This window comes from Actinomycetes bacterium (assembly GCA_022396035.1).
GTDB lineage: Bacteria > Actinomycetota > Humimicrobiia > Humimicrobiales > Humimicrobiaceae > Halolacustris.
The window spans coordinates 14,717-37,664 of sequence record JAIOXO010000006.1 but is presented as its reverse complement, the minus strand read 5'-3'; the positions used below and the strand labels follow the sequence as shown (position 1 = coordinate 37,664).

Genomic DNA, 22,948 nt, shown 5'->3' with positions numbered 1-22,948 from the left:
TTTATGGGTGCAAAAAGGTTTTAACTAAAGGTTTGTTGTTTAGAAAATGGGACTTTATTGTTGTCTAGAGTATAGGATAAAAAATAGCCTGTAAACTGAGTTATAGGCTAAAATGTATAGAAGATGTATTTTGGTCTATAATGAGATATAAATTTAGATTTGTTTGCTGATAATAATTATCTCTTAACCATTACAGTCAATGCTTTTGGAACAACTTTGACATCTACTGGCGCTGCCCCTATCAATTCCCCATCCGCTTGAACCAACATTTTGTGTTTGGAATAAATATGCGCTTCCTTTATTTTATAATATTCTTCCTTTAAGAATGAATTTGATTTCCCAATTGACAATAAGAAGATAAATTTTATTATTTTCCACCAACTTTTCCTGCTGATAACAACCAAGTCAAGAAGGCCATCTGTTGTGCTAGCCTTATGTGCTATTTGATACTCCCCGGCATAGTCCTTAGAATTTGAAACTATTACGAAATAGTCTACAGAATGAAATTTATGCTCAACATGGATATTATGCCATTTATATGTTAAGAGTTGTTTAATTCCAGAAAGCAGATATGCAAAGTTCCCCAACCTTTTCTTGACTTCTAGATTGACTCCTTCTATTAACTTTGGGACAAATCCTACATCGACCATCATAGTAAAATATCTAGCTTCCTCATTTGTTTTTGCATAACCCAGGTCAATCTTTACTCTCTTGCCGTGTGTGATTAATTCTGAAGCTTCTTTCACATTAAATGGTATCCCCAGCTCTAAAGCAAGAACATTAGTGCTGCCATAAGGTATGACTGCAAGTGTTATCTTTGAGCCAATGATACCATTTATGACTTCGTTTACTGTTCCGTCTCCGCCGGCCACAATAACCATATCATACTTTTTTCTTGCTCCTTGTGCCAGTTCTATTGCGTGCTTTGGATGCTTTGTAAATTCAATATCTAGTTTCATATTTTCTTTATTACAGCTTTTCCTCACTTCTTCTATAATTTCTGCAATAGTTGGTTTCGGCGAAGAAACCTCTTTTGCTGTATTTTCCAATTTCTTGAAAGTCCATTTCAATAAGGGTGAAATTTTTATTTTTGTATTCCCGGACTTTGGATTTATAATTAGAATTGCTTTCATATTATTTCCTGTGAAAGATTCTTAAAAATATCAAAAATATTTAAAACACTCGATTCTACTACATTATACTACTACGTTCTTCACAATTAATAGTTCAAAGATTATCATCATTAAAAATGCATTGGATATTCCTTAAACTGATTACAAACAGAGAAGACGCTGAAAAATCTTTTATATTTGAAGGATAGAATATCTGTAGTAAGGTTTGATTAATTGTGCTGGTTGCAGTGTTGTATGCAAAGTAATTTTTATTGGAGACTCCTGCTTTATATTATTTCACTATTTCTTCTAAATCCATTCTAGAATTATTAATATTTTCTATCGCTTTATAACCATTTAATCCTTTACCAGATGCGAAAAAAATCTGAACCATTTTCTTAAATTTGCTTTTTCTCTCCTTTTACCTAAAAATAGAATCATTACAATCACTATTTCTAATTATTTATGTTCTTTTTCATAGCTTAGTTTTATAATAAGAATAAATAAAAAATAGATTTATGGAAGTCATGGCTAGGAAAAAATTTATATTTTTTTTAGAAGCGAAAAATACTGCAGGGGAGAAAGTTAAATATCCAGTTTATAGTGATGAAGAATTTTATTATATTAAAGAACACAAGATTGAAAAGGGTAAAGACATTGAAGAGGCTATAGAAAAACTTTTTAAAGTTAAAGTTATCGGGCCAGTATTTGAAAAACCCCCTCACCAGGACAAAAAATTTCATATCTAAAACATTTTAAAGCTACCAGCCACACCGAATCCTTATTATATTGTTAGAATTGGTTGCCCTTTTTTTGTAGAAAACCAGATTCTAGAATTGGTGGCGGCATCCCATCATTAAGATTGGATGGTATAATTAAGAGGATCAAGAACAGATAATTAATTTTATGTTAGCCTCTAAGCCGAGTTATAAGCTAAATATACTTAAAAGATGTATTTAGTGTTGTAGTGAATAAATATTTAAAATCTTTTTTTAAAAAAATCAATCCAGACATATTGAAAAAAATAAAAATTGATATTAAAAATATTTAAAAGCATTTAAAATAGCTGATGGTTTTAATTTCAATGCCTGATTTATTTCTGCATAGCTTAAATATCCGCAGTTTTTACATAATTCGGCATCTCCAGCAAACCTGCAACATTCATAGACATCATTGCTTTCATAAATGCGGCAAATATCCAAAGGCCGCAACCAATCATTTTTTATTGCTGATTTTATGCCAGCTTGAGAATTTAATATTTTGTATTTCTTCTTAAAATCTAATAATCTAAGTAAAATTTCATTCCTTTCGGTAACATCTAAATATAAATCATCATATCCATAATAAGGTGTGTGAAAATAAAAAAATATGCCACGTATTTTATCTATGTTATTTATATATGCACAAAATTCTCCTATTTCTTCCTTGTTATGAGTGTTAATTGTAAAATTTATAAAAAGAGAAGAGTGCTTTGATTCATTAATATTTCTCATTATTTTATCAAATGTTTTACCGCGTATTAAATCATGAGTTTCTTTAAGTCCATCAATGCTAATAAAAATAGTATCAGCAGATGTTTCTAATGGAAATGTTCCATTTGTATAAATAATAACTGCAAGAAATCTTTTTTTATGAGCATATTTAACAATGTCTTCAACATTATAATAATTGTCATGCCAGACAAATGGTTCTCCACCTTCAAGATATAAAGTACGACCTCCTTGTTTGTAAAATGTATCAAGTGTTGAAGTTATTTCTTCAAATCGCATATCATCAGTCTTACGTTCAGTTACTCTGCAGTGCAAGCATCGTAAATTACACTTGTTTGTTATAGCTAACCCGGCAATAAGAGGGGTGCGTTTTTTTAAGATTTTATTACCGGCTATGTATTTGATTCCATAGATCATATTTTTCAACATGTTACAGTTCAACCCTTTTTGGCCAGGGGTCCTGCTTTGAAGTTCCCCACAACTTACTTATATAACTTATTGAAAATAGATCCTCAATTGCATGTAGCCAATACGAACCTCTATCTGTAAGAACTATTTGATCTTTGTTATCATTTAAGAACCTAAAAAAAGATAATATTTTTATATATTTTCCATAGATCTCATCAAATTCCTTTCCAAACCTTTCCATAAAATCGCTTCTTTTAAATCTAGTTTCATAGATTCTCCAGTAAAACCACCATGCCATCTGCATTTTTTCTGAAAGATTTAATGATAGGGCAATTGGCAATGTTTTATTCTTAATTGCTTTAATATACTCAGAAACATTGAAAGTATTTAGATAAAAAATATTCTTAAGATATGTTCCGCCACTTGCTCCTAGACCAATATAAAGAGGTACTGCCACAGAACAGTATTTTGGAACTTCTTTTTTTGTAAATGCCCAGACAGATGTTCTTTCAAAGCCAGCAGCATAAAAAATATTCTCAAGAATACCTAGCATTTTTCGTCTTTTAATTACAGTAGATAAATTGTAATTGACCTCCTCAGAAGTTGCACCCATTTTAGTATATGGAAATCTAAAGATTGGATAAGCTGCAACCTGGTCAACACCCGTATCAACCAAATCATGGCCTGACTGCTCTATTTCTTTATAAGTTTGGTTTGGCAATGCAAACATGATGTCCACATTAACACATTCAAAGCCCATATTAACAGCACGCTTGATTGCAGACTTTGCTTTTTCTGCTGTATATGGTCTGCCCAGCATCTTTAGATGCTTATCTTGCATAGCCTCCAAACCCATACTCAGATACTTAACACCCATATTAATAATAGTATTGAGATTTTTTGATGTTAAGTGATTGGGATGGCTTTCCATATGTGTCTTACATTGGATGTTAAAATTAAAAAAAATATGCTCCAATATTTCTTTAATACCGCTGTATAGCATTGTTGTTGGAGTTCCTCCACCAATATAAAAGGAGGTAACTGGCTTATTACCAATCAAAGAAGAATAGAAGTCAATTTCTCTTTTAACTGCACAAGTATATGCTTTCGCTAAATCAGGTTTATAAATCTCTTTATTATAAGGGCAATAAGAGCATATTTGTTCACAAAAAGGTATATGCAAATAAAGGCCGAATTCTTTAATGTCCTCAAACTCCGTACTTAATTCTCCAAATGAAGGAATTCTGGATTCAAGTACAAGCTCCTTTTCCCTTATTAATAATCTCTTTAAAATTGTTCTTATAAAATCTTCTTTTGAAGGAGTTGTTGGCCTTCTATCTTGTACCATTTTTAACCTTCTACTGATATAGCATTTGTCCTTTAATATAATAAGAAGTTTCCATTCAAAATTTAAGTTAAAAAATAATAGGTTATTTATATTTATTACATTATACTACTGTTCTATAAATAATAATTATTATCAAAGGTAGAAAAGCTGACTTTATTAATTATAGTAGTTGCCAAGTTATCTACTAGTTAATCAGCTATCATCTTGACCACACTCAGCATCCCTACCTGCAAGTATATCCAGTCCATGAGGCAGGGGTCTGTAAATGAGCTCCAGGCTGTCCTTGACACCCTTTATACTTCCCGGAAGATTTATTATCAGAGTCTTCTTTCTGATCCCGCTTATGCCGCGGGAAAGGATAGCCCTGGGAGTCTTCTTCTGTCCCTCTATCCTTATTATTTCACTGAAACCGGGCACCTTTCTTTCTATTACTTTTTCGGTAGCCTCGGGTGTCAAATCCCTTTGTGAAAAACCTGTCCCTCCTGTGGTGAGTATCAGGTTTGCTTCACCCGTATCGCATATTTCAATAAGCTTTTCCTTTATCATATCCAGTTCATCCGGGACAATAGCATAATCTGCTATATTCCAGCCCTTTTCCAAAAAATATTCCTGGATATATTTACCACTCCTGTCTTCCCTCTCACCGCGGTATCCCTTATCGCTCACTGTAATAACAGCTATCTTAAGTTCTTTCTTCATCCTGACTCCCAACTTTTTATCTTATCTCCTACTTTTATATTTCCGGGTTCTATCACCCGGCAGAATATTCCCTCTTTGGGCATAATGCAGGAACCCATCTGGTAATATATGCTGCATGGCCTGGGACATTCTTTTCCTATCTGGGTGACTTCCAGGATGGTCTCTTCTCCAGATCCCTGAATCTCCAGCTTTTCACCTATTTGAAGTCTGGTCAGGTCTATTCCTGAGATGGTAAGATTCTCTGCAAAATCACCCGGGTTCACTTTTATTCCGGCATCCTTTACCTTCTGGATGCTCTCCACTGCAAGAAGGCTGACCTGCCGGTGCCAGTCACCGCTGTGCCCGTCTCCCTCTATTCCTGACTTATTTACCACAGCAACATTTACAGGGCTCTTCTTTCCGCCCTTCTTACTGCTTATATTGATTGACTCTATTCTTCCTTCGATCTTTTCCTCCGGATAATCATTTCTTTATATAGCCAGACTTCCCCCCGGTCTTACTCAGTAGGCAGACCGGTCCTATCTGCATGTCTTTAGAAAGGGCTTTACACATATCGTAAATGGTTATAAGGCTGACACTGGCTGCCGTGATGGCCTCCATCTCCACACCTGTACTGTCATATGCGCTTACCCTTGTCTTAACCTCTATACTCTCTTCACCATCAAGAATATTAAAATCAATATCTATCCTTTTTAACCTTATCTGATGACAGAGGGGAATAAGTTCCCAGGTTTTCTTAGCGGCACTTATACCAGCTATCTTTGCCACGGCCAGTACATCACCTTTCCCGATATCATTATCCCTTATCTTTTTGATGATATCCTTATCCAGTTTTATGGTACCTATTGCTTCAGCCGTCCTTGTGCTGTCTTTTTTCCCTGAGATATCCACCATCCTGGCTTTTCCACTACTGTCAATATGTGTGAAATCACTATCTTTTTTCATAAGCCTTACCCCGTTTTTTCTATCCGCCTATTCTGTTCATAAGGTCCGGTATCTTTTTTTTATCTTCTGGACTGCAGCCAGTATTATTGCTGTTCCTGCTTTTTGGTTTTTTATTAACAAACATTATAATATCATCTTTTATGTTTTTTTCTGATACTCCGTGCCTGATGCTCCTCGTAAGGTCCAGACCGTTATCGGAAAACAGACACAGTTTCAATAGCCCGAGAGGTGTTATCCTGATCCTGTTACAGTAAAAACATGATTCTTCCTGATTACGGATAAGACCTATAGCCCCTTTTGCCCCCTTTATTTTGAAATAAACTGCAGGACCATAACCTTTCTTGTCTTTCAGGCTTTCTATCTCCCCAAACTCCTTCATCACATCAAATATGGTATCTGCAGGAATACTTTCGTGAGTCCTGGTCTTTAGAATATTTTTAGAAGTGCATTCTACCTCTTCAAGCAGGGCAACCGGCATCATCTCTATAAACCTTATGTCTATTTTCTTTTCTATAGACCATTTTATAAAGTCCCTTATATCACCGGTTCCCAAAAAACTACCCAGAACTGAATTTATCTTTATGCTCTCAAATCCCATATCAAGGGCTCTTTCCAGGGCAGTAATCACTTTATACAGCTGTCCGCCTCTGGTTATCTTACTGTATTTTACCGGATCGAGGCTGTCCATGCTTATATTGATCCCGCTTATGCCGGCCTGTCTGAGACCTTCCAGATATTTACTCAAAAGAATCCCGTTAGTGGTAATGGATATCTTCTCTATTCCCTCAATCCGTGAAATCCCTGATATGAGGCCCAGTATATTGTCCCTTAAAAGCGGTTCCCCTCCAGTGATTCGTAACTTTCTTATGCCCAGCTGTGCCAGGATATCTACCACCTTCAGTAGCTCCTCATATGTCAGGACCTCTTCCCTGCCGGCAAGCCTTATTCCCTTTTCAGGCATGCAGTAAGTGCAGCGCAGGTTGCACCTGTCAGTCACTGACAATCTGAGGTAGTCTATTTTCCTGTCATAACTGTCTTTTAATATCTTTTCCATATCAGAATAAATGGATAGAGCTTGCCTTTATTCCTGCAGTTATTTTTACGCCTTTTTTTAGCCCAAGCCTCTCTATAGAGTTCTGGGTCACAAAGGAAGTAAGCATAAAACCGCATTCTATCTCTATTTTTTTAAACATACCGATATCCTTGATGGAGTTCACCTTTCCCTTTAGAATATTCATGGCAGAAGACTTCTGAAACGGGATATCCGTACTGTAAAGTATGACATCCTCAGGCCTTATGGCTATGGTCACATGGGAACCCTTTCTTGCTTTACCTACTACATATAATATCTGTTTTTTCCCATTGAACTGTACTCCTATTTCAGCCAAATTCTCCCTGCTGACCTCGACCACTCCCTCTACCAGGGTCTCGACACCCACAAATTTTGCTATAAACTCATTGGCAGGTCTCCTGAAAACCTCTTCCTTGATATCAAACTGCTCTACCCTTCCCTCGTTTACCACCGCAAGGTAGTCTGCAAGGACCATAGCTTCATTCCTGTCATGAGTCACATAGATTATGGATTTTCCATATTTCTTCAACAGCTCAAAAAGGTCTTCCCTTAAGTCCTCCCTAGACTGCTGGTCGATATTGGCCAGGGGCTCATCCAGCAACAGAAGTCCCGGGTCTAACACAAGAGCTCTTGCCAGGGAAACCCTTTGTTTTTCTCCCCCTGAAAGGTCTTTTACCCCCCTTTTTAGTATATTATCTATTTTCAGTCTCTTTATGAAAAAATCCAGCCTGTTTCTGACACTTTTTATGTCTATTTTCCTAAACTCAAGCCCCATTATTATATTATTATAGACAGAGGTATTAAAAAGAAGCGGTTCCTGAAAGACAACTGCCATCTTTTTCCTTATGGAAGCCTTATTAGAACCGGACCTTAATATATCTTCACCATCAAAGTTTATTGTACCTGCATCAGGCTTTTCCAGTAGGTCGATCAGCCTTATAATTGTCGACTTTCCCGATCCATTGGGCCCTATAAGTGCGAGGATCTTGTTATGTTCAAGAAACAAGCTGTCTATATCCAGCTTGAAACCCCCGTTATATTGTTTTTTAAGTTCCTTTATCTCAAGGATCTTTTTATCCATATACTACCTTCTTTTTGCTGAATAAGTGTAAGAATAAGGTTGACTATAAAAGTAAGTACAAGAAGGATCACCACCAGTGCAATGGCTACAGCGAATTCACCCATCCTTACCATCTGGATAGTTGCTGTTGTGAGCACCCTGGTCTCACCTTTTATATTTCCCCCGACCATGATAACTGCTCCTACTTCAGATATGACCCCGCCGAAGCCAGCCATCACGGCAGCGAGTGCAGGCAGTTTTGCCTCCTTTATCAAAACCCATAGCACCTGCAGCCTATTCGCTCCAAGGGATAGGGCCTGCTGCCTAAGTCTGGGATTTATCTGCTGTACTGCCGCAAGTGTTATTCCTGCTATTATAGGAGAAGCGATTAGTACCTGGGCGATCACCATAGCAGAAGGTGTATACATCAACTCCAGAAAACCAAATACACCGCTTCTCCAAATAAGAAGAGTGACAAATAATCCGGCCGCTACCGGGGGAAGGCCCATTCCTGTATTTATTACAGCCACCAGGAATCTTTTTCCAGCAAAAGTATTAAGTCCGACCAGTATACCTACTGGTAGCCCCAGTAACATAGAGAGAAAAACAGCGCTCCCTGAGACTTTTATGGTAAGGAAGAGTATGTCATAGACCTCCCTGTTCCCGGTAAATATGAGGATAAATGCCTGTTTTATTCCTTCCCAGATTATATCCATCTAACACCTTACTTTTTTATTACATCAGGGTAGAAAAGAGGCTGTCCGAATTTTTCCATACCGAACTTCCTTATGATGTCCTGTCCTTCTGCTCCGGTTATAAACTCGACCAGCTCCATAGCGCCCTCATAGTTTATACCCAGGCCGGGGTGCGTTTCGGGATCTACCGGGATTATGCCGTAGGGGTTGAACAATATCCCGTCGTCCTGTACCAGTACTATAAGGATCAAGTTTTCTTCCTGGGAAAGGAAAGTCCCTCTGTCGCTCATGGTATAAGCGCTCTTTTCATCTGCTATCCTCAGCGTAGCACCCATTCCCTGCCCGGTCTCAAGATACCAGTCGCCTTCAGGTGTCACTCCGGCATTTTCCCATATGATAAGCTCTTTTTTGTTAGTACCTGAATTATCTCCCCGGGAAACAAATGGTGATCCTGTTTCAGCTATTCTTATATAGGCTTCAGAAGCACCGAGCCCTATTATACCGGCAGGATCTTCTTCGGGCCCTATCACTACAAAATCATTGTGCATGACATCAAACCTTTCAGTGCCATAACCATCTTCAATAAACTTATCTTCCGAAGCCCTGCTGTGGACCAATATTACATCTGCTTCTCCCCTTTCACCCATGGCTATAGCCTCGCCTGTACCCACGGCAATGGGCTTTATTTCATAGCCATATTCTTCCTCAAATACCGGGAGCAGAACGTCGAGCAGGCCGCTGTCATATGTACTGGTAGTAGTTGCCAATATGATCTCTGCATCCTTTGTTTCAGCTTTGCAGGATATTCCCAGGAATATACTTGATATGAGAAGTATGACACTGGTAAATATAACCATTGATCTCTTTAAATTAAAATAATCTTTCATCTTTTCCTGTAGGATCCATTTCCATTTTTAGGTTTTAATAAAAAACACTTTTCAAGGTCAAGCTTAATGTGCCACTGCCAATTAAAAGACCGGCAAGGAGCTCTTGCCGGTCTATATATAAATATATTCAAACCTTCAAGTCTCCTTTCCAAAAGGGAGGCTGACCCGTTTCCCGGACAACCCTGTCGCTCAAAATCCATGGTCCCTTAAGGGATTTTAGGATATTTGAGTCGGAGACAAATATTTAATTTTGTAAGATTATACTATTTAAATAGAATATTTCAAATGCTACAAACTCTAAAACACATATACCTCTGCAATGTTTCCTTTTTTTACATCCCCAATATCAGAAGGAAAAAATGCGATGCCATTTGCCTTTACCATGGAAGTCAGGATCCCTGATCCCTGCATTCCGGTGGAACTGAAAAAATATTTTCCATCTTTTTTTTCCAGTATCACCCTGGCGAAATTAGCCCTTCCCTTTTTATTTCTGAACTCATGAAGCGCTTCTGCTATGACCTTTGCTCTGAAAAGTTTTTCAAATCCCATCATCTTCCTTATCAGTGGCCTTACATATATCTCAAAACAAACCATAACTGAAACTGGATTTCCGGGAAGCCCGAAAATAAACCTGTCTTTGTATTTAAAAAAGGCCAGGGGTTTTCCAGGTTTCTGGTTTACACGCCAGAAGATAAGGTCTGCACCAATATCTTCCAGGGTATCTTTTACAAAGTCATAATCACCGACAGATATACCTCCGCTTAAAAGAAGGATATCATTTTCCTTTAGTGCCTTTTTGATACTCTTTTTAAGGACTTCTTCATCATCACGTATGATACCATACCTGTTATATTCTGCCCCTGTCTCCATTATCTGGGCAGAAAGGGAATAGCTGTTACTGTCCCTCACCATCCCCTTCTTAAGCTTCTTATCAATCTCAAGGAGCTCATCCCCAGTAGCAATGACACCGATTCTGGGAGGCTGGAATGTTTTCACAGTTCTTATACCCAGTGAAGCCAGGACCCCTATTACAGCTGGACTTATCACCTCAGAATTTTTGAGGACTATATCAGATTTTTTAATGTCTTCGCCCCTGTATCTTACATTATCCCCGGGTTTTACTTCCCTGAAAACCAGTATGCTTTTACCGTCTCTCTGCACATCCTCTTTCATCACCACTGAATCTGACCCTTTTGGCATAACCGCTCCGGTCATAATGGGAATACAAGAACCTGGCTCTATTTCGGTATTTGGGACTTTCCCAGCAGGAATGCTCCCTCCGGCGATCATGAGCGTTATGGGATAACTTTTATCGGCGCCCTTTACATCATTTGCTATTACAGCATAACCGTCCATTGCTGAATTGTCATAGATGGGTATGTCTTCAGAAGCAGCTATATCCTCGGCAAGTACCTTTCCCAGGCTGTCCAGAATAGGTGTTTTTATTATTTTACATTCAAATCTGGAATCAAGTACAAGTCTTTTAGCTTCTTCGACTGAGATCATTTAGCAATATGTCCTTATCCTCATAATGAAATACCAGTTATTAATAATATTATTATAATACAGTCCTGTAAAGGAGGCGGATAACTTTATTAAAAATCTAAATGAAACCGTATCGTTGCCTCATATAAAAATCTAAACGAAATTATTTTAATAAGTCTCTATATTTGAAAAAAAGATTCTTCTCAAATATAGGGGATAAGGATGTTAAATATGAGGCATAAAAAGGCAATAACCAAGCAACTAAGAGCCAGATACAACAAAGCAACTAAAAAGCAAAAAGTTATAGGGTATATTAGCGCAGGAGGAAAGAGGATAAGGTTTGTGGTTGATAAAAGGAAAAAGAATATACGGTCATGATGTTTTTCTGGCCTTAAAGAGGAGCTGGATAGTATTTGACTTTATATGCAGAAAGCGTCTTATAATTACCCCCTTACTATATTTATATCTTACCTCATTTTTCATCCAGTTTTTGGGGGTAATTATAATAACAGGAAAAGTCTACATTCTTGGGTTGGCTACTTGCTATCCGAGGAATTTGAATATATATTTATTAAAAGCAAATCTTGTGATCTTTTCGTGATTTAAGATAGGCAGCTCTCCAGTTTTTGGGGTTCACTCCAACCGACAGTTATGATGGCGAAGAGAAGATATGTAAGGATATAGAAGTCTCACTGGTAAAAGAAGAAGACGGGAGTTGGAAGATAGTCTTTTGGAACTAGGAAATAGTATTAAGATAGAAAAAATAAGATCTGGAGGCAAAAGGGAGAAAAAAGCGGACCTAATCCCGCAGGAAGCATTGCTCCACCTTTATTTAAACGGCCATAAAATATGTGTCATCTCATGTTCGCCGGAGGATCTAATCGAGCTGGCGATCGGCTATGTGTTTTCACATGGCTATGTGGACGCCTATAAGAGCATAAATATCATAGAGATGTGCGGTGAAGATATAGAAAACGGAAACAGAAGCCCCGATGAGCCGGGTATGGAAAATATCTCAGCGAAGATAAGGGCTGATGTAGTAATGAGGGGAAAAATAGAGCCGGGATATATATCATCAGGCTGCGGGAGCATAGACGGAAAGGACACAGCATCATTACCCTCTCTCATAAAGTCGAAGATAACGGTATCATCGGATACGATTCTGGGACTTAACAGGAAGAACCTTTCCGCCCAGAAGCATAAGAAAGCCCTGGGAGGGCTGCACTCCGCTTCACTCTTTGATATAAGAGGAATGCTTCTGCTGGTAAGGGAAGATATAGGGAGACATAACTGCCTTGATAAGATAATAGGACATACGCTGATAAATGATATGGATCTTTCAGACAAGATGATATTTACTTCCGGAAGGGTTTCTATCGACCTTGTGCTTAAGGCGGGAAGAATCCTGGTCCCAGTAGTGGTCACCAATTCTTCTGTAACTCATAGCGCAGCCATGATGGCCCAAAGACTGGGCCTTACTATAATAGGCTATGCAAGGGGAAACAGGTTTAATATATACAGTTGTCCGGAAAGGATAATGTGATTTTTCATCTTCTATATGCCACTTTTAGCCAGTTTTTTTCACCAACTATGTACCACTAGGAGCATGTCCGAGAATAGAATAATTAGTGCATAAACTCAAAAACACATAGCTATAATTACCCAAAAATACTATAATAATTTAAAACAATTATTATAGGATGTTTTTTGCAAATTAAAATTCCTCACTTTTGCAAAATTTTTCCCAGGCACCGGTGGAGAATTTTTTTGATCAGAAGGCCGCCTGATCTTGTAATTATCTAATCCATATAATCCCTTCCTTTCTACTTGACCTCTGATTCCATTAGCCTGACACTTGGCTATGGTAACAACGACACCGGCTACAGCATACCGGAGGACTTAAAGATAAAAAACAAGAGGGTTGCCAAGATAAAGAAGGCTAAGGCAGCTTTGGAAATGGAAGGTAATCTGTATTCATCAGACTCAGATTAGCAAGATAGACAGCTTATAATACAAGCTTTCTTATACTAAGATGGATTGAATGGTAATCAGCTGGACTTTGAGCTATTATAGATCAGCCTCTAACTGCTTTAAGGCGGCGATTGTTTTTATCCTTGTCTCAAGGTCTGCAACAAGTTCTCCGTTAAGTACTCCCATAGTTATTAATTTTACTCCAATAATCCCTGCCTGAACAATGGCTTCTTCTCTTTCTATTTTTGCAATTTCTTCTGGTCCGCACAGGTTGCTTGTCTTGTTACCATTACAGGAATGGTAAATATATACTTAATGTCCCTGCTGTGCAAACTTCACAATAGTCCCCCAACACAATAACTCAATATTATCATGGTGGACTTCAATTGTTAAAACTTTCATATTTGCTTACTTCGCAGCATTAAAATTAATATTGGTAATCAACCATAATAAATTAAGATATATGTTTTATTGCCTAATACTTCCAATATTGCTAACTACTGTTGCAATTACTATTATTGCACCTAAGACAATAGTCTGCACAAAAGAAGATATACCTATTATATTTAATGCATTATTTAGTATACCGAGCAGTAGGACACCAAAAAATGCTCCTACCAGGCTTCCCCTGCCACCTTCGAAGGTAATTCCGCCTATTATAGCTGCAGCAAGTGCTTGTAGTGAGTAACTTGAGCCCACATCTGCTTGAATCATGCTTAGCCTGGATATAAGAACTAGGGCAGTAAACCCCACTATAAGACCCCCAAGCGTGTATATCGATATTACATGAATATTAACATTAATACCTGATAGGTATGCGGCCATTGGATTTCCCCCAATGGCATTTAATCTCCTACCATATTTTGTATATTTTCTTAATAGGTATGAGAAAGCAAAAATCCCTAAAAAAAACAGGATTGATACCGGGACTATTCCCCCTATTCTTTGCTGACCTAGAAATTCAAACTGGCCTGTAATAGCTTTTGGTCTTCCGCCGCCTATTATTAAAGCCATTCCTAGAAAGACATAAGACATACCTAATGTAATAATAAGGGGGGTAACTTTGCTTTTAGCAATTATAAATCCATTAACAAAACCAAAAAAAGTACCTATAGCAAGGACTATGATCACGCCTAAGGCAATGCTGTTTCCTGCTAGTATGAATCTAGCAAATATTATTGCTAGAAGTCCAGCCAAGTTACCATGGGAAATATCCAGCCCGCCGGATATCATCAGCAAGGATAGCACCATTGTAAGTATACCCAGTGTAGCTACCTGCTGCATTATATTTAATAAGTTCCTCAAGGTAAAAAAGTTTGGATTAATTGCAGTTGCAATTATTCCGATTAATATTATCACCAGGATTAAATAGACAACTTGATTGTTTAAAAGAGCAAAAATTCTAGCAATAGAAGATTGCCCATTTCCTTTTTCACTAATCTTAGATTTTGACACTTTTAATTTCCTTCCATAAAACCTGATAAAATATTTTCTTCGCTTATCTCATCTTTCTCGAGCACTTTTGATATCTCATAATCCTTGATTATGATTACCCTGTCACTTAGTGATATAAGCTCCGGCATTTCTGAAGAAATCATAATAATAGACTTACCACTTGCAGCAAGTTCAGTGAATAATTCATAGACTTCAGTTTTTGCATTTACGTCTATGCCATGGGTAGGTTCATCTACTATTAAAGTATTTACCCCTTTAAAAAGCCATTTAGCAATAACTACTTTTTGTTGGTTACCACCACTTAAATACATCACTTCCTTTTTTAGAGAGGGGGTTTTTATATTTAATTTATCTACATATTCATCACATATTTGTCTTTCCCTGTTCAAATTTAAGAATATTTTTCCTATTTTATCAAGCCCGGCAGCTGTGATGTTATAAGCAACGGGAAGACCCATAAAAAGACCATCGCTTTTTTTGTTTTCAGTAAGTAGTGCAATTCCTGCTTTGACCGCCTGTACAGGATTGTCAGGAGTAATATCTTTACCATTATAGAAAACCTTACCCCCATGTTTCCTGTATGCCCCAAAAATTGCTCTAGCGATCTCTGAACGGCCTGCGCCTTTTAGGCCAGCAATACCTAATATTTCCCCTTTTCTGACTTTGAAGTTTATAGGTTTGGAAGACTCCTTTATTTTTAGGTTTTTAACCTCAAAGATATAATCACCTACAGGACTGTCCTTTTTCTTATAAAAAAGGTCTACGGAGCGGCCTATCATAGCGTTGCAAAGATCATCTGTGTTCAAGCTTTTTTGGCTTTTATCAGTTGTGCCTCTGGATATTCCATCGCGAAGTACTGTAACCCTATCAGCAACCTCGATTATTTCATCCAGGTCATGAGCTATATAAATAACCCCTACTCTTTCTTTCTTTATTTTCTTGACCATATCTCTTACCAGGCCTACATCATCTTTAGTGAAAGCTTGGGTAGGTTCATCAAGGATCAAAACTTTTGGTTTTTGGGCCAGCGCTTTAAGAATCTTTACAAATTGCTGGTCAGGTGGACTCATCTTTTCATATATTTCATTGATTTTTATTTTTATACCAAATTGCTCTGCTAACTGATTTGCCTCATCAATCAAAGTCCTGTAATTTAAAAAGAATTTTTTACTGTTGGTCAGTTCCAAACCTAAAAAAATGTTTTCTGCAGCAGTTATACCTGGTACCAGGATATCTTCCTGATACACAGTCTGAATCCCACGCATTCTCGCTAAATGGGGGGTTAAATACTTATGATTCTGGCCATTAATAGTTATAATTCCATTGTTAGGGTGAAATACACCGGAAAGTAACTTTATAAATGTCGATTTGCCAGCACCATTCTCTCCAATAAGAGCGTGGACTTCCCCTAGATAGAGATCAAAATTAAAATTTGTTAGAGCTTTTACACCAGGAAATTCTTTGGAAAGACTCTTTACTTCCAGTACTTTTTCTTTTTCTAATGAATTGTTTTCCACATTCGCTCCATATAAAAAATTTTTAATTGCAGTTCTGACCTTTTGTTTTACGGCCTCATGTTTAAACACAAGGCCGTAAAACCTATTTAGCTGCCATTAACTAACATGGCTTACAGACTAAGAAAGGATTACCAGGAATCCAGCCCGCCTATATAATCTATCAGTTCCATTGATGGTTCCCAAGGAATGTTTTCATCAAGGTTATCTGGTGTGATTACCATATTGGGAAGGGGTATAAATTTCTCTGGCGGTTCTATACCCTCAGTGGTGTAAAGCCACATAGCTTTGAATAACCAGAGCCCTTGTAAAGAAACTGGTGCAGCTACAGTTGCATCGATAACACCTGCATCAAATAATTTGATTCCGGTTGGTCCACCGCCAGTGGCTATAATAGGAACAGTGCCTTCAAGCCCAGCATCTTTCAAAGCATTGTAGACGCCCTGAGCGACTGGTTCATTATTGGCAAAGACAGCATCAAACTCTTCACCCGATGCTATAACGTCTGCTGCCTCAGGCTGTGCAGTCTGAGTGTCCCATTGTGAATCCCTTCTTACAGATATAGTGGTTCCACTGGTAGATTCAGCAATAGCTCTTTCTACGCCTGCTTCATAAGCTTCGACGATTCCCATCCCAGGGGCCCCTCTTGCATAGAATATTTTTGCTCCTGGATAGTTTTCGTCTAGCCATTTAATAGCTTCATAGCCGATAGCATCATATTCACAGGCTACATTGAACATATAGTCGCCCTGGAACTCATAGTCTATCAGATCTGAGCTAAGCTTGGTATTTTCAAAGTAAATAGGCATTCCTTCTTCTTCAGCTATAGCTGCAAACCCCTCTGCACTTTCAGGAGTCCATACATATACAGATATGGCATCTGCCCCTTTGTTGATCAGGTCCTGAAAGTCATTTAGCTGTTTTGCATTGTCCCAACCAGCATCTGTAACCTGTACTTCCACACCTTTAAGGTCAGCTGCGTATTTGAAGTTCTCAATACTGTACCCGTTCCATTCATCTGAAAGTGCTGGTGAAACATTACCGAATAAAAGATCCGTCTCTTCGGCTGGTTCCTCAGCAACTTCTTCAGCTGGTTCTTCGGCTGCTGCTTCTTCGGCAGGTTCTTCGGCTGCTGCTTCCTCAGCTGGTTCCGTGGCAGCTGGCTCTTGCTGGCAACCACTTAACCCTAGAAGAATCAGTGAAACTGAAATCACCGAAATCATTATTAACATTAATACTTTTCTCATCTTTCCTCCTTCTTAATAAAAACTTAACTTTCTTCATATAGTATCTCTACTATATTTCATTATTAGTTTATTTAGTTTGTTAGTAATTTGCAACAAACCTATTTTAACTAACAATTTTATTAAAATCTATTATTTATGCGTGTGTATTTGAAAAAATCCCAGCATAAATTCAGATTTTAGTCTTATCACTCAAAACCAAGATGTCTTTTTGCATCCAGAGGTAAATCATCTAATAATGCACCATTAGCATTGGTGACTGCATTATCAGGATCCAGATAAAGTATAAAAGATGCTCCTTCTTTAACTGCAGAATATAGATTCCTTGGTTTCTTGGCATCTCCTACGGTTACTACTGGAACTCCTGCTGCTTCTACCTTTTTAAATACTTTTGCCATTTCATCATTGGTTCTAGTATTGCATGTAACTATATCATCCACTTCCAGGGTAGTCTTGTTTAAGGATCCGTCAATAATCTGTACTTCTTTTTCACCAATATAATGTACGGTAGAGCTCTCCATCACTTTGACCGGGTATTTGAATGGTTTTGAATGAAGTGCTTCTGCATCGCCTTGATTCATTCGTTTTCTCAAGACATACATATGAATTACTTCCACACTTGAACCAAACTCTCTTCTGTCAGTTACGACCGTTATATCTTTTCCTGCTGCTCCCAAAAAAGCTACTAGATCAGCAGCACCGTAATGGTCGCCCCAAACTATCACTTTTTCTCCTAGTTTACGGTTCTTACGTTTACTACCTTTTGGATAGAATTCACATGTTGACTTGGGACATGCAAATGCTTCTTCCATAGGCACCACTCTGTCTTTTTTACCATTGACCTCAGGAATATAGCTAACTGCACCGGTTGCATTAAGTACTACATCAAATTTTTTGAGTTCTTCTGCAGTAGGCACATGTTCCATTTTAACATCAACACCGAGATCGGCTATTTCATTCCTTATCCAGTCAGCGTACCATTTCATCTTGTCTTTACCCGGCACTAAACAACAGCCCAGTATAGCACCACCCAGTTCAGCATTTTTCTCAAATATAGTGGGTTTATGTCCACGCATAATAGCCCATCGTGAAGCTTCCATCCCTGCTGGGCCACCGCCTACTATGGCAATATTTAAGGGATTTTTAACTTTTTCCTTATCCATTTTATAGAAATCCATGTTTCCACAAACCGGATTGACCGCACATTGTATCTCCTTCATATTCATCAAGGCTTCCTGCCAGCAGCCGACCAGGCAGGATATACATTTACGGATTTTCTTCTCTTTACCAAATTTGACTTTGGTTGGCCAATAAGGATCTGCCAAAGCCTGTCGACACATACCTATCATATCAGCCTTTCCTTCAGCAATTACTTTTTCGCAGAATTCAGGGCTCCTTAACTGATGGCTTATTATTACAGGTATGTTTACATGGGGCTTTACTGCCTCTGAAGAATAAATAGTCCAGCCTTCTTTATATTGCATCGGATCAAAACCAGCACCAGGAGTTTCTTGTATGCACTGGCTTAAGTCCAATGCTGCAGCGCCGCCTTGCTCAAGAGCAACTGATATTTTTATGCTTTCCTCAACATCTATTCCACCTGGAACCCATTCATTTGCTGAAAATCTTACTATGACCGGAAAATCTTTTCCGCATTTGTTGTGGATTTCCTGGATTACTGCCAGAGGGAAACGCATACGATTCTCAAAACTACCACCAAAACGATCGATACGCCGGTTAAGATATGGACTCATAAAAGATGACATAAGGTAACCGTGAGCTGCGTGCAGACATACTGCATCCATACCTGCTGACTGGCATCTCCATGCTGCCAATGACCATAATTCTATTTGATCAAGGACTTCCCTTGTTGACATGGCCCTTATCTCTTTACCCTTTTCCTCTGCGTTAGCAAAAACGATTTCATGACCTGCAGACCAAGGAAGTTTTACCACCATATCGTTGGTAGCCATTATGCTGTCTTTAGGCATGGGGCATTGTCTTCCAGGATGCTGTATTTGCGGTATTGCTAATGCACCATATTTGTGAATAGCTTTTGCTAATCTAGTCAAGCCAGGTATCATATTATCGTCATCTACTATTAGGCCTGTAACAGTAACTCTGCCTGTCTTGGAATCAGGAGTACATCCTCCCATATTTATCATGCTGTATCCACCTTTGGCTATCTCCGAGTATACAGCTATATCTAAATCACTCACAGAACCATCGGCATTGGAACAGCTTATCGCAGTGGGTTCAAAATTGATCCTGTTTTTTGCTACTACACTGCCAATTCTCAATGGTTTAAAAAGATTTGGATATTTACTTTCTATTTTCATAAATCCTCCACTAACTGATTATGCCATTTCGATCTTTTCCTCTCATCTCCTCTATTCTTGCTAAGACCACCTCCCTTTTGATTTAATATTAACTATACCAAATCACCTCCCGCCCTGATCATTGCTTTTATTATTTTACCTTAAATGGATATAAATTACCTAATATTTTGCTCTTTCTCTGCAAAAACCGTACAGCCTAAGATCCCTGTATCTACCGCAAGCGATGCTGTTTTGATTCATTGATGACTGAAGGAGACAACGCTTTTTATTGTTTTACGAATATTTTTTATAAATAATGTTTCCAACTCCGATAATTCCAGGATATCTCCCCCTGTTACTATTATTTCATGATTTATGTATCAAGATCATATAGATTTTCTAAAACATTATTTATTCTCTGTCTCAAGCTTAATTATTTTTGAAAATAGTATTACATACAATCTGGGGATTAATTTTATTTAAATCATCCCTGACCATTTCAATTACAATACTTTTTTGCCAGACCTGGTTACTTTTATTATCTCGTTTTTTCAAACATTGGAAATGTAATTTGATTTTTCCAATTTTTGTTTATCAAGTTTTTAGCCTATTCTGCAACTATTAATCATTCTGTCTTAATTTTACCTGAAAAGCAACTAAGATAAAAGAAATTCACAGATTTATCATCTTCCTTTAATTTTACCCTTTAAGCTGCTAAAAATGGGGGTTTTTAACAACTGTACAATTTAGCACTTTCTAAATTATTGTAAATAGGGCAAGAATTGTAGCAATTTCTAGGTTATGGAGTGCCTAAAACATCTAAAATCTGATAATATTAAATTAGTTTGGCCGGAGTGATCTCTTAAATACTAATAAGCGGTAGTTGCTGTATGTAAATGGGGATAGGAGCAAACAGACGCATAAGAATATAAAAGCCTGCTTGTATATGTATCTACGTTCCACATATTTGAGATTTCTTTAAAACATCTATTTTCAATATGTCACCGGCAGCAGCATAGCTTAACGGTATTTCTAAGATCACTTATACTGGCTCCAGTATCCAAATTGGTTGCCCACATCCAGTTCGCTGGCTCTTATACTTCCTGCCATCCTTTTCCGTCTTGGCTATGTACCCTTTTTTTGGTACTCTCCTCTGGTACTATAACCCTTACAGGCTTACCGTAACTGTTCCAACATCCTGAAATTAAGTGCTCCCATAGCCTTATTCAAAAAATAAATAATAAATTAGGAATGTAGCAAAACCGGTAGAGCTATGACCTATACCTCAAAATATGTTTTACCCTGAATAAGTTACTACCCCTGGCAATCACTAAAAATTATTACCATCCTTTAAAACCGGTTAGGATGTAACCAGAACCTTTTTAGAATACTTCCTACTGCCCTTATTCTTCCTGGATGTATGTTTCTTCCTCTTGGAAAAAGACCTGGGCCCTTTAGCTTTCTTGCCGCCACCCGAACCATCAACCCTTATCTTCCTGCCCTTATAGACCTCATCTTCCAGCAAATCAACAACCTCATCCATAAAAGGCTCTTTTATATCCACAAAAGAATAAGCCCCTTTAACATTTATCCTCTCAAACTTATCTGCAGCCAATCCGGTCATACCTTTAAGGTAGCTATGCATCTTGGCCTTATTAAAACCATCCATGGTGCCCAGATTTATAAACATGCTTCTACCCTTTTTATTCATATTTCTTGCTCTCTTATGGTCCTTGCTCAAGAAATCTATATTCAGGTCATCTTCCTCCCGGTAGTACTCTATAAACCGGTTAAACTCCATGGAAACCATCCGCTTTATAAGCTCTTCCTTATCCAGATGTTCAAGCTCAGCATATATGGCAGGAAGGTATTTGGAAATCTCTTCCCTGTCCACATCTACTTCCTGTATTTTTTTCATCAAACCCAGAAGCTGGGCCTCGCACACCTCTACCCCGCTGGGGACTTTGGTATACACAATCTTTTTCTTTATCTGTCTTTCAATCTGCCTGATCTTATTCATATCTCTGGTATTGGCAATGGATACGGTTATGCCTGATTTTCCCGCCCTGGCAGTCCTGCCGCTCCTGTGGGTATATACTTCATTCTCATCCGGCAATCTGTAATTTATTACATGGCTTACATCACTTACATCTATACCCCTGGCCGCCACATCGGTAGCCACCAGCAGCTGCAGTGATTTTTCTCGGTAATGCTTCATTACCTTGTCCCGGAAAGCCTGGCTTAAATCCCCATGCAGAGAATCAGCATTATAGCCATCTCTAACCAGTCTTTCAGCAATTTCTCTGGTCTCTATCTTGGTCCTGCAAAATACTATGGCAAAAATATCGGGGTTAGCATCCACAATTCTCTTTAATGCCTTGTACCGGTCCACTTCGTGTACCACATAATAAATATGTTCACTATTTTCTGCTGCAGAATTCTTGGCTCCAATGGTAACCTCGCTGGGATCAGTCAAATACCTTTTAGTTATTGAATGTATACCATCAGACATGGTAGCCGCAAACAACCAGGTCCTCTTATCTTCAGGGGTAAATTCAAGTATGGCATCAATATCTTCACGGAAACCCATATTAAGCATTTCATCAGCCTCATCAAGCACTGCATACTTGACCGTAGAAAGATCGATCTTCTTTCTCCTTATAAGGTCCGAAAGCCGACCCGGGGTGGCTACTACAATGTGAGCGCCCTTCTTTATGCTGCTTATCTGTTTTCTTATGCTGGATCCCCCATAAACTGCAACTACCCTTACATCCCTGAGGTACTTGCAGTAATCCTCCAGGTCCCTGGTAATCTGAACACATAATTCCCTGGTAGGAGCCAGTATGAGGCCCTGTACCGCTTTTGAGCCGGTATCTACCAGACTGATAAGGGGCAGGCCGAAGGCAGCGGTTTTCCCGGTTCCGGTCTGGGCCAAACCTATAAAATTACGGCTGCCGTCTTTTAGGACCGGGATTGACTGCTCCTGTATGGGAGTAGGTGTTTCAAAGCCCAGTTCCGAAATGGCCTTAATTAATTCTTTTTTTATTCCAAATTCTTCAAATTGATTCATTTTTATATCCAATACAAATATTAATTACTAATATGATGGTTTAAGGTGATGATAAAAGAAGATACTAATTTCCTGTCCACTACCTGTAAAACTACCAGAGATACTTAAATTCATATCAATTAGAACATATATCCCTGCATCAACCGCTAATTATAGCAGGTAACGCCGGTAATAG

At 38.2% G+C, this 22,948-nt stretch carries 20 protein-coding genes and 1 riboswitch; of the genes, 4 read left to right on the top strand and 16 right to left on the bottom strand.

Annotated features, from left to right (window positions below):
* Positions 1–176: 176 nt before the first annotated feature.
* On the bottom strand, positions 177–1,133 hold the full coding sequence (locus K9H14_03340) for a diacylglycerol kinase family lipid kinase (GenBank protein ID MCG9479226.1): 957 nt from the start codon (positions 1,131–1,133) through the stop codon (positions 177–179).
* Positions 1,134–1,639: 506 nt separating this feature from the next.
* Here K9H14_03340 and K9H14_03335 point away from each other — a divergent pair.
* A complete protein-coding gene (locus K9H14_03335) occupies positions 1,640–1,861 on the top strand; it encodes a hypothetical protein (GenBank protein ID MCG9479225.1) in 222 nt (73 codons plus the stop codon).
* 288 nt (positions 1,862–2,149) lie between these two features.
* Here the strand turns inward: K9H14_03335 and K9H14_03330 are convergent, their stop codons facing one another.
* The 10 genes from K9H14_03330 to K9H14_03285 all read right to left on the bottom strand — a co-directional run bounded on the left by K9H14_03330 (position 2,150) and on the right by K9H14_03285 (position 11,222).
* A complete protein-coding gene (locus K9H14_03330) occupies positions 2,150–3,031 on the bottom strand; it encodes a radical SAM protein (GenBank protein MCG9479224.1) in 882 nt (293 codons plus the stop codon).
* A 1-nt stretch (position 3,032) separates the two neighbouring features.
* On the bottom strand, positions 3,033–4,358 hold the full coding sequence (locus K9H14_03325) for a radical SAM protein (GenBank protein ID MCG9479223.1): 1,326 nt from the start codon (positions 4,356–4,358) through the stop codon (positions 3,033–3,035).
* A 192-nt stretch (positions 4,359–4,550) separates the two neighbouring features.
* The gene (locus K9H14_03320; GenBank protein ID MCG9479222.1) at positions 4,551–5,057 is read right to left on the bottom strand and encodes a MogA/MoaB family molybdenum cofactor biosynthesis protein; all 507 of its coding nucleotides are present in this window, start codon (positions 5,055–5,057) and stop codon (positions 4,551–4,553) included.
* The gene (locus K9H14_03315; protein MCG9479221.1) at positions 5,054–5,503 is read right to left on the bottom strand and encodes an MOSC domain-containing protein; all 450 of its coding nucleotides are present in this window, start codon (positions 5,501–5,503) and stop codon (positions 5,054–5,056) included. Before K9H14_03315 ends, K9H14_03320 begins: the two co-directional genes overlap by 4 nt.
* Before the next feature lie 16 nt (positions 5,504–5,519).
* Entirely contained in the window at positions 5,520–6,002 is a 483-nt protein-coding gene (gene moaC, locus K9H14_03310) for a cyclic pyranopterin monophosphate synthase MoaC (GenBank protein ID MCG9479220.1), read from the bottom strand.
* A 19-nt stretch (positions 6,003–6,021) separates the two neighbouring features.
* Positions 6,022–7,056 (bottom strand): GTP 3',8-cyclase MoaA, encoded by a 1,035-nt coding sequence (gene moaA / locus K9H14_03305; GenBank protein ID MCG9479219.1) that lies wholly within the window; start codon positions 7,054–7,056, stop codon positions 6,022–6,024.
* Between the two features lies 1 nt (position 7,057).
* Entirely contained in the window at positions 7,058–8,155 is a 1,098-nt protein-coding gene (locus tag K9H14_03300) for an ABC transporter ATP-binding protein (protein MCG9479218.1), read from the bottom strand.
* On the bottom strand, positions 8,131–8,850 hold the full coding sequence (locus tag K9H14_03295; protein ID MCG9479217.1) for an ABC transporter permease: 720 nt from the start codon (positions 8,848–8,850) through the stop codon (positions 8,131–8,133). Before K9H14_03295 ends, K9H14_03300 begins: the two co-directional genes overlap by 25 nt.
* A gap of 8 nt (positions 8,851–8,858) precedes the next feature.
* Complete coding sequence (locus tag K9H14_03290) at positions 8,859–9,686, bottom strand: substrate-binding domain-containing protein (protein ID MCG9479216.1); 828 nt, start codon at positions 9,684–9,686, stop codon at positions 8,859–8,861.
* 155 nt (positions 9,687–9,841) lie between these two features.
* Positions 9,842–9,964: riboswitch (molybdenum cofactor riboswitch) on the bottom strand.
* A gap of 49 nt (positions 9,965–10,013) precedes the next feature.
* A complete protein-coding gene (locus tag K9H14_03285; protein MCG9479215.1) occupies positions 10,014–11,222 on the bottom strand; it encodes a molybdopterin molybdotransferase MoeA in 1,209 nt (402 codons plus the stop codon).
* A gap of 210 nt (positions 11,223–11,432) precedes the next feature.
* Between K9H14_03285 and K9H14_03280 the strand changes: the two genes are divergently transcribed.
* From K9H14_03280 to K9H14_03270, 3 genes are all read left to right on the top strand, one after another.
* Complete coding sequence (locus tag K9H14_03280) at positions 11,433–11,579, top strand: hypothetical protein (protein MCG9479214.1); 147 nt, start codon at positions 11,433–11,435, stop codon at positions 11,577–11,579.
* Positions 11,580–11,931: 352 nt separating this feature from the next.
* On the top strand, positions 11,932–12,744 hold the full coding sequence (gene fdhD / locus K9H14_03275) for a formate dehydrogenase accessory sulfurtransferase FdhD (protein MCG9479213.1): 813 nt from the start codon (positions 11,932–11,934) through the stop codon (positions 12,742–12,744).
* A gap of 284 nt (positions 12,745–13,028) precedes the next feature.
* A complete protein-coding gene (locus K9H14_03270; protein ID MCG9479212.1) occupies positions 13,029–13,193 on the top strand; it encodes a hypothetical protein in 165 nt (54 codons plus the stop codon).
* 447 nt (positions 13,194–13,640) lie between these two features.
* Here the strand turns inward: K9H14_03270 and K9H14_03265 are convergent, their stop codons facing one another.
* From K9H14_03265 to K9H14_03245, 5 genes are all read right to left on the bottom strand, one after another.
* A complete protein-coding gene (locus K9H14_03265) occupies positions 13,641–14,627 on the bottom strand; it encodes an ABC transporter permease (protein MCG9479211.1) in 987 nt (328 codons plus the stop codon).
* A gap of 2 nt (positions 14,628–14,629) precedes the next feature.
* Positions 14,630–16,213 (bottom strand): sugar ABC transporter ATP-binding protein, encoded by a 1,584-nt coding sequence (locus tag K9H14_03260; GenBank protein ID MCG9479210.1) that lies wholly within the window; start codon positions 16,211–16,213, stop codon positions 14,630–14,632.
* A 59-nt stretch (positions 16,214–16,272) separates the two neighbouring features.
* Complete coding sequence (locus K9H14_03255) at positions 16,273–17,388, bottom strand: sugar ABC transporter substrate-binding protein (GenBank protein ID MCG9479209.1); 1,116 nt, start codon at positions 17,386–17,388, stop codon at positions 16,273–16,275.
* A gap of 185 nt (positions 17,389–17,573) precedes the next feature.
* Complete coding sequence (locus K9H14_03250; GenBank protein MCG9479208.1) at positions 17,574–19,724, bottom strand: hypothetical protein; 2,151 nt, start codon at positions 19,722–19,724, stop codon at positions 17,574–17,576.
* A 1,339-nt stretch (positions 19,725–21,063) separates the two neighbouring features.
* Entirely contained in the window at positions 21,064–22,773 is a 1,710-nt protein-coding gene (locus tag K9H14_03245; protein ID MCG9479207.1) for a DEAD/DEAH box helicase, read from the bottom strand.
* Between the last annotated feature and the right edge of the window lie 175 nt (positions 22,774–22,948).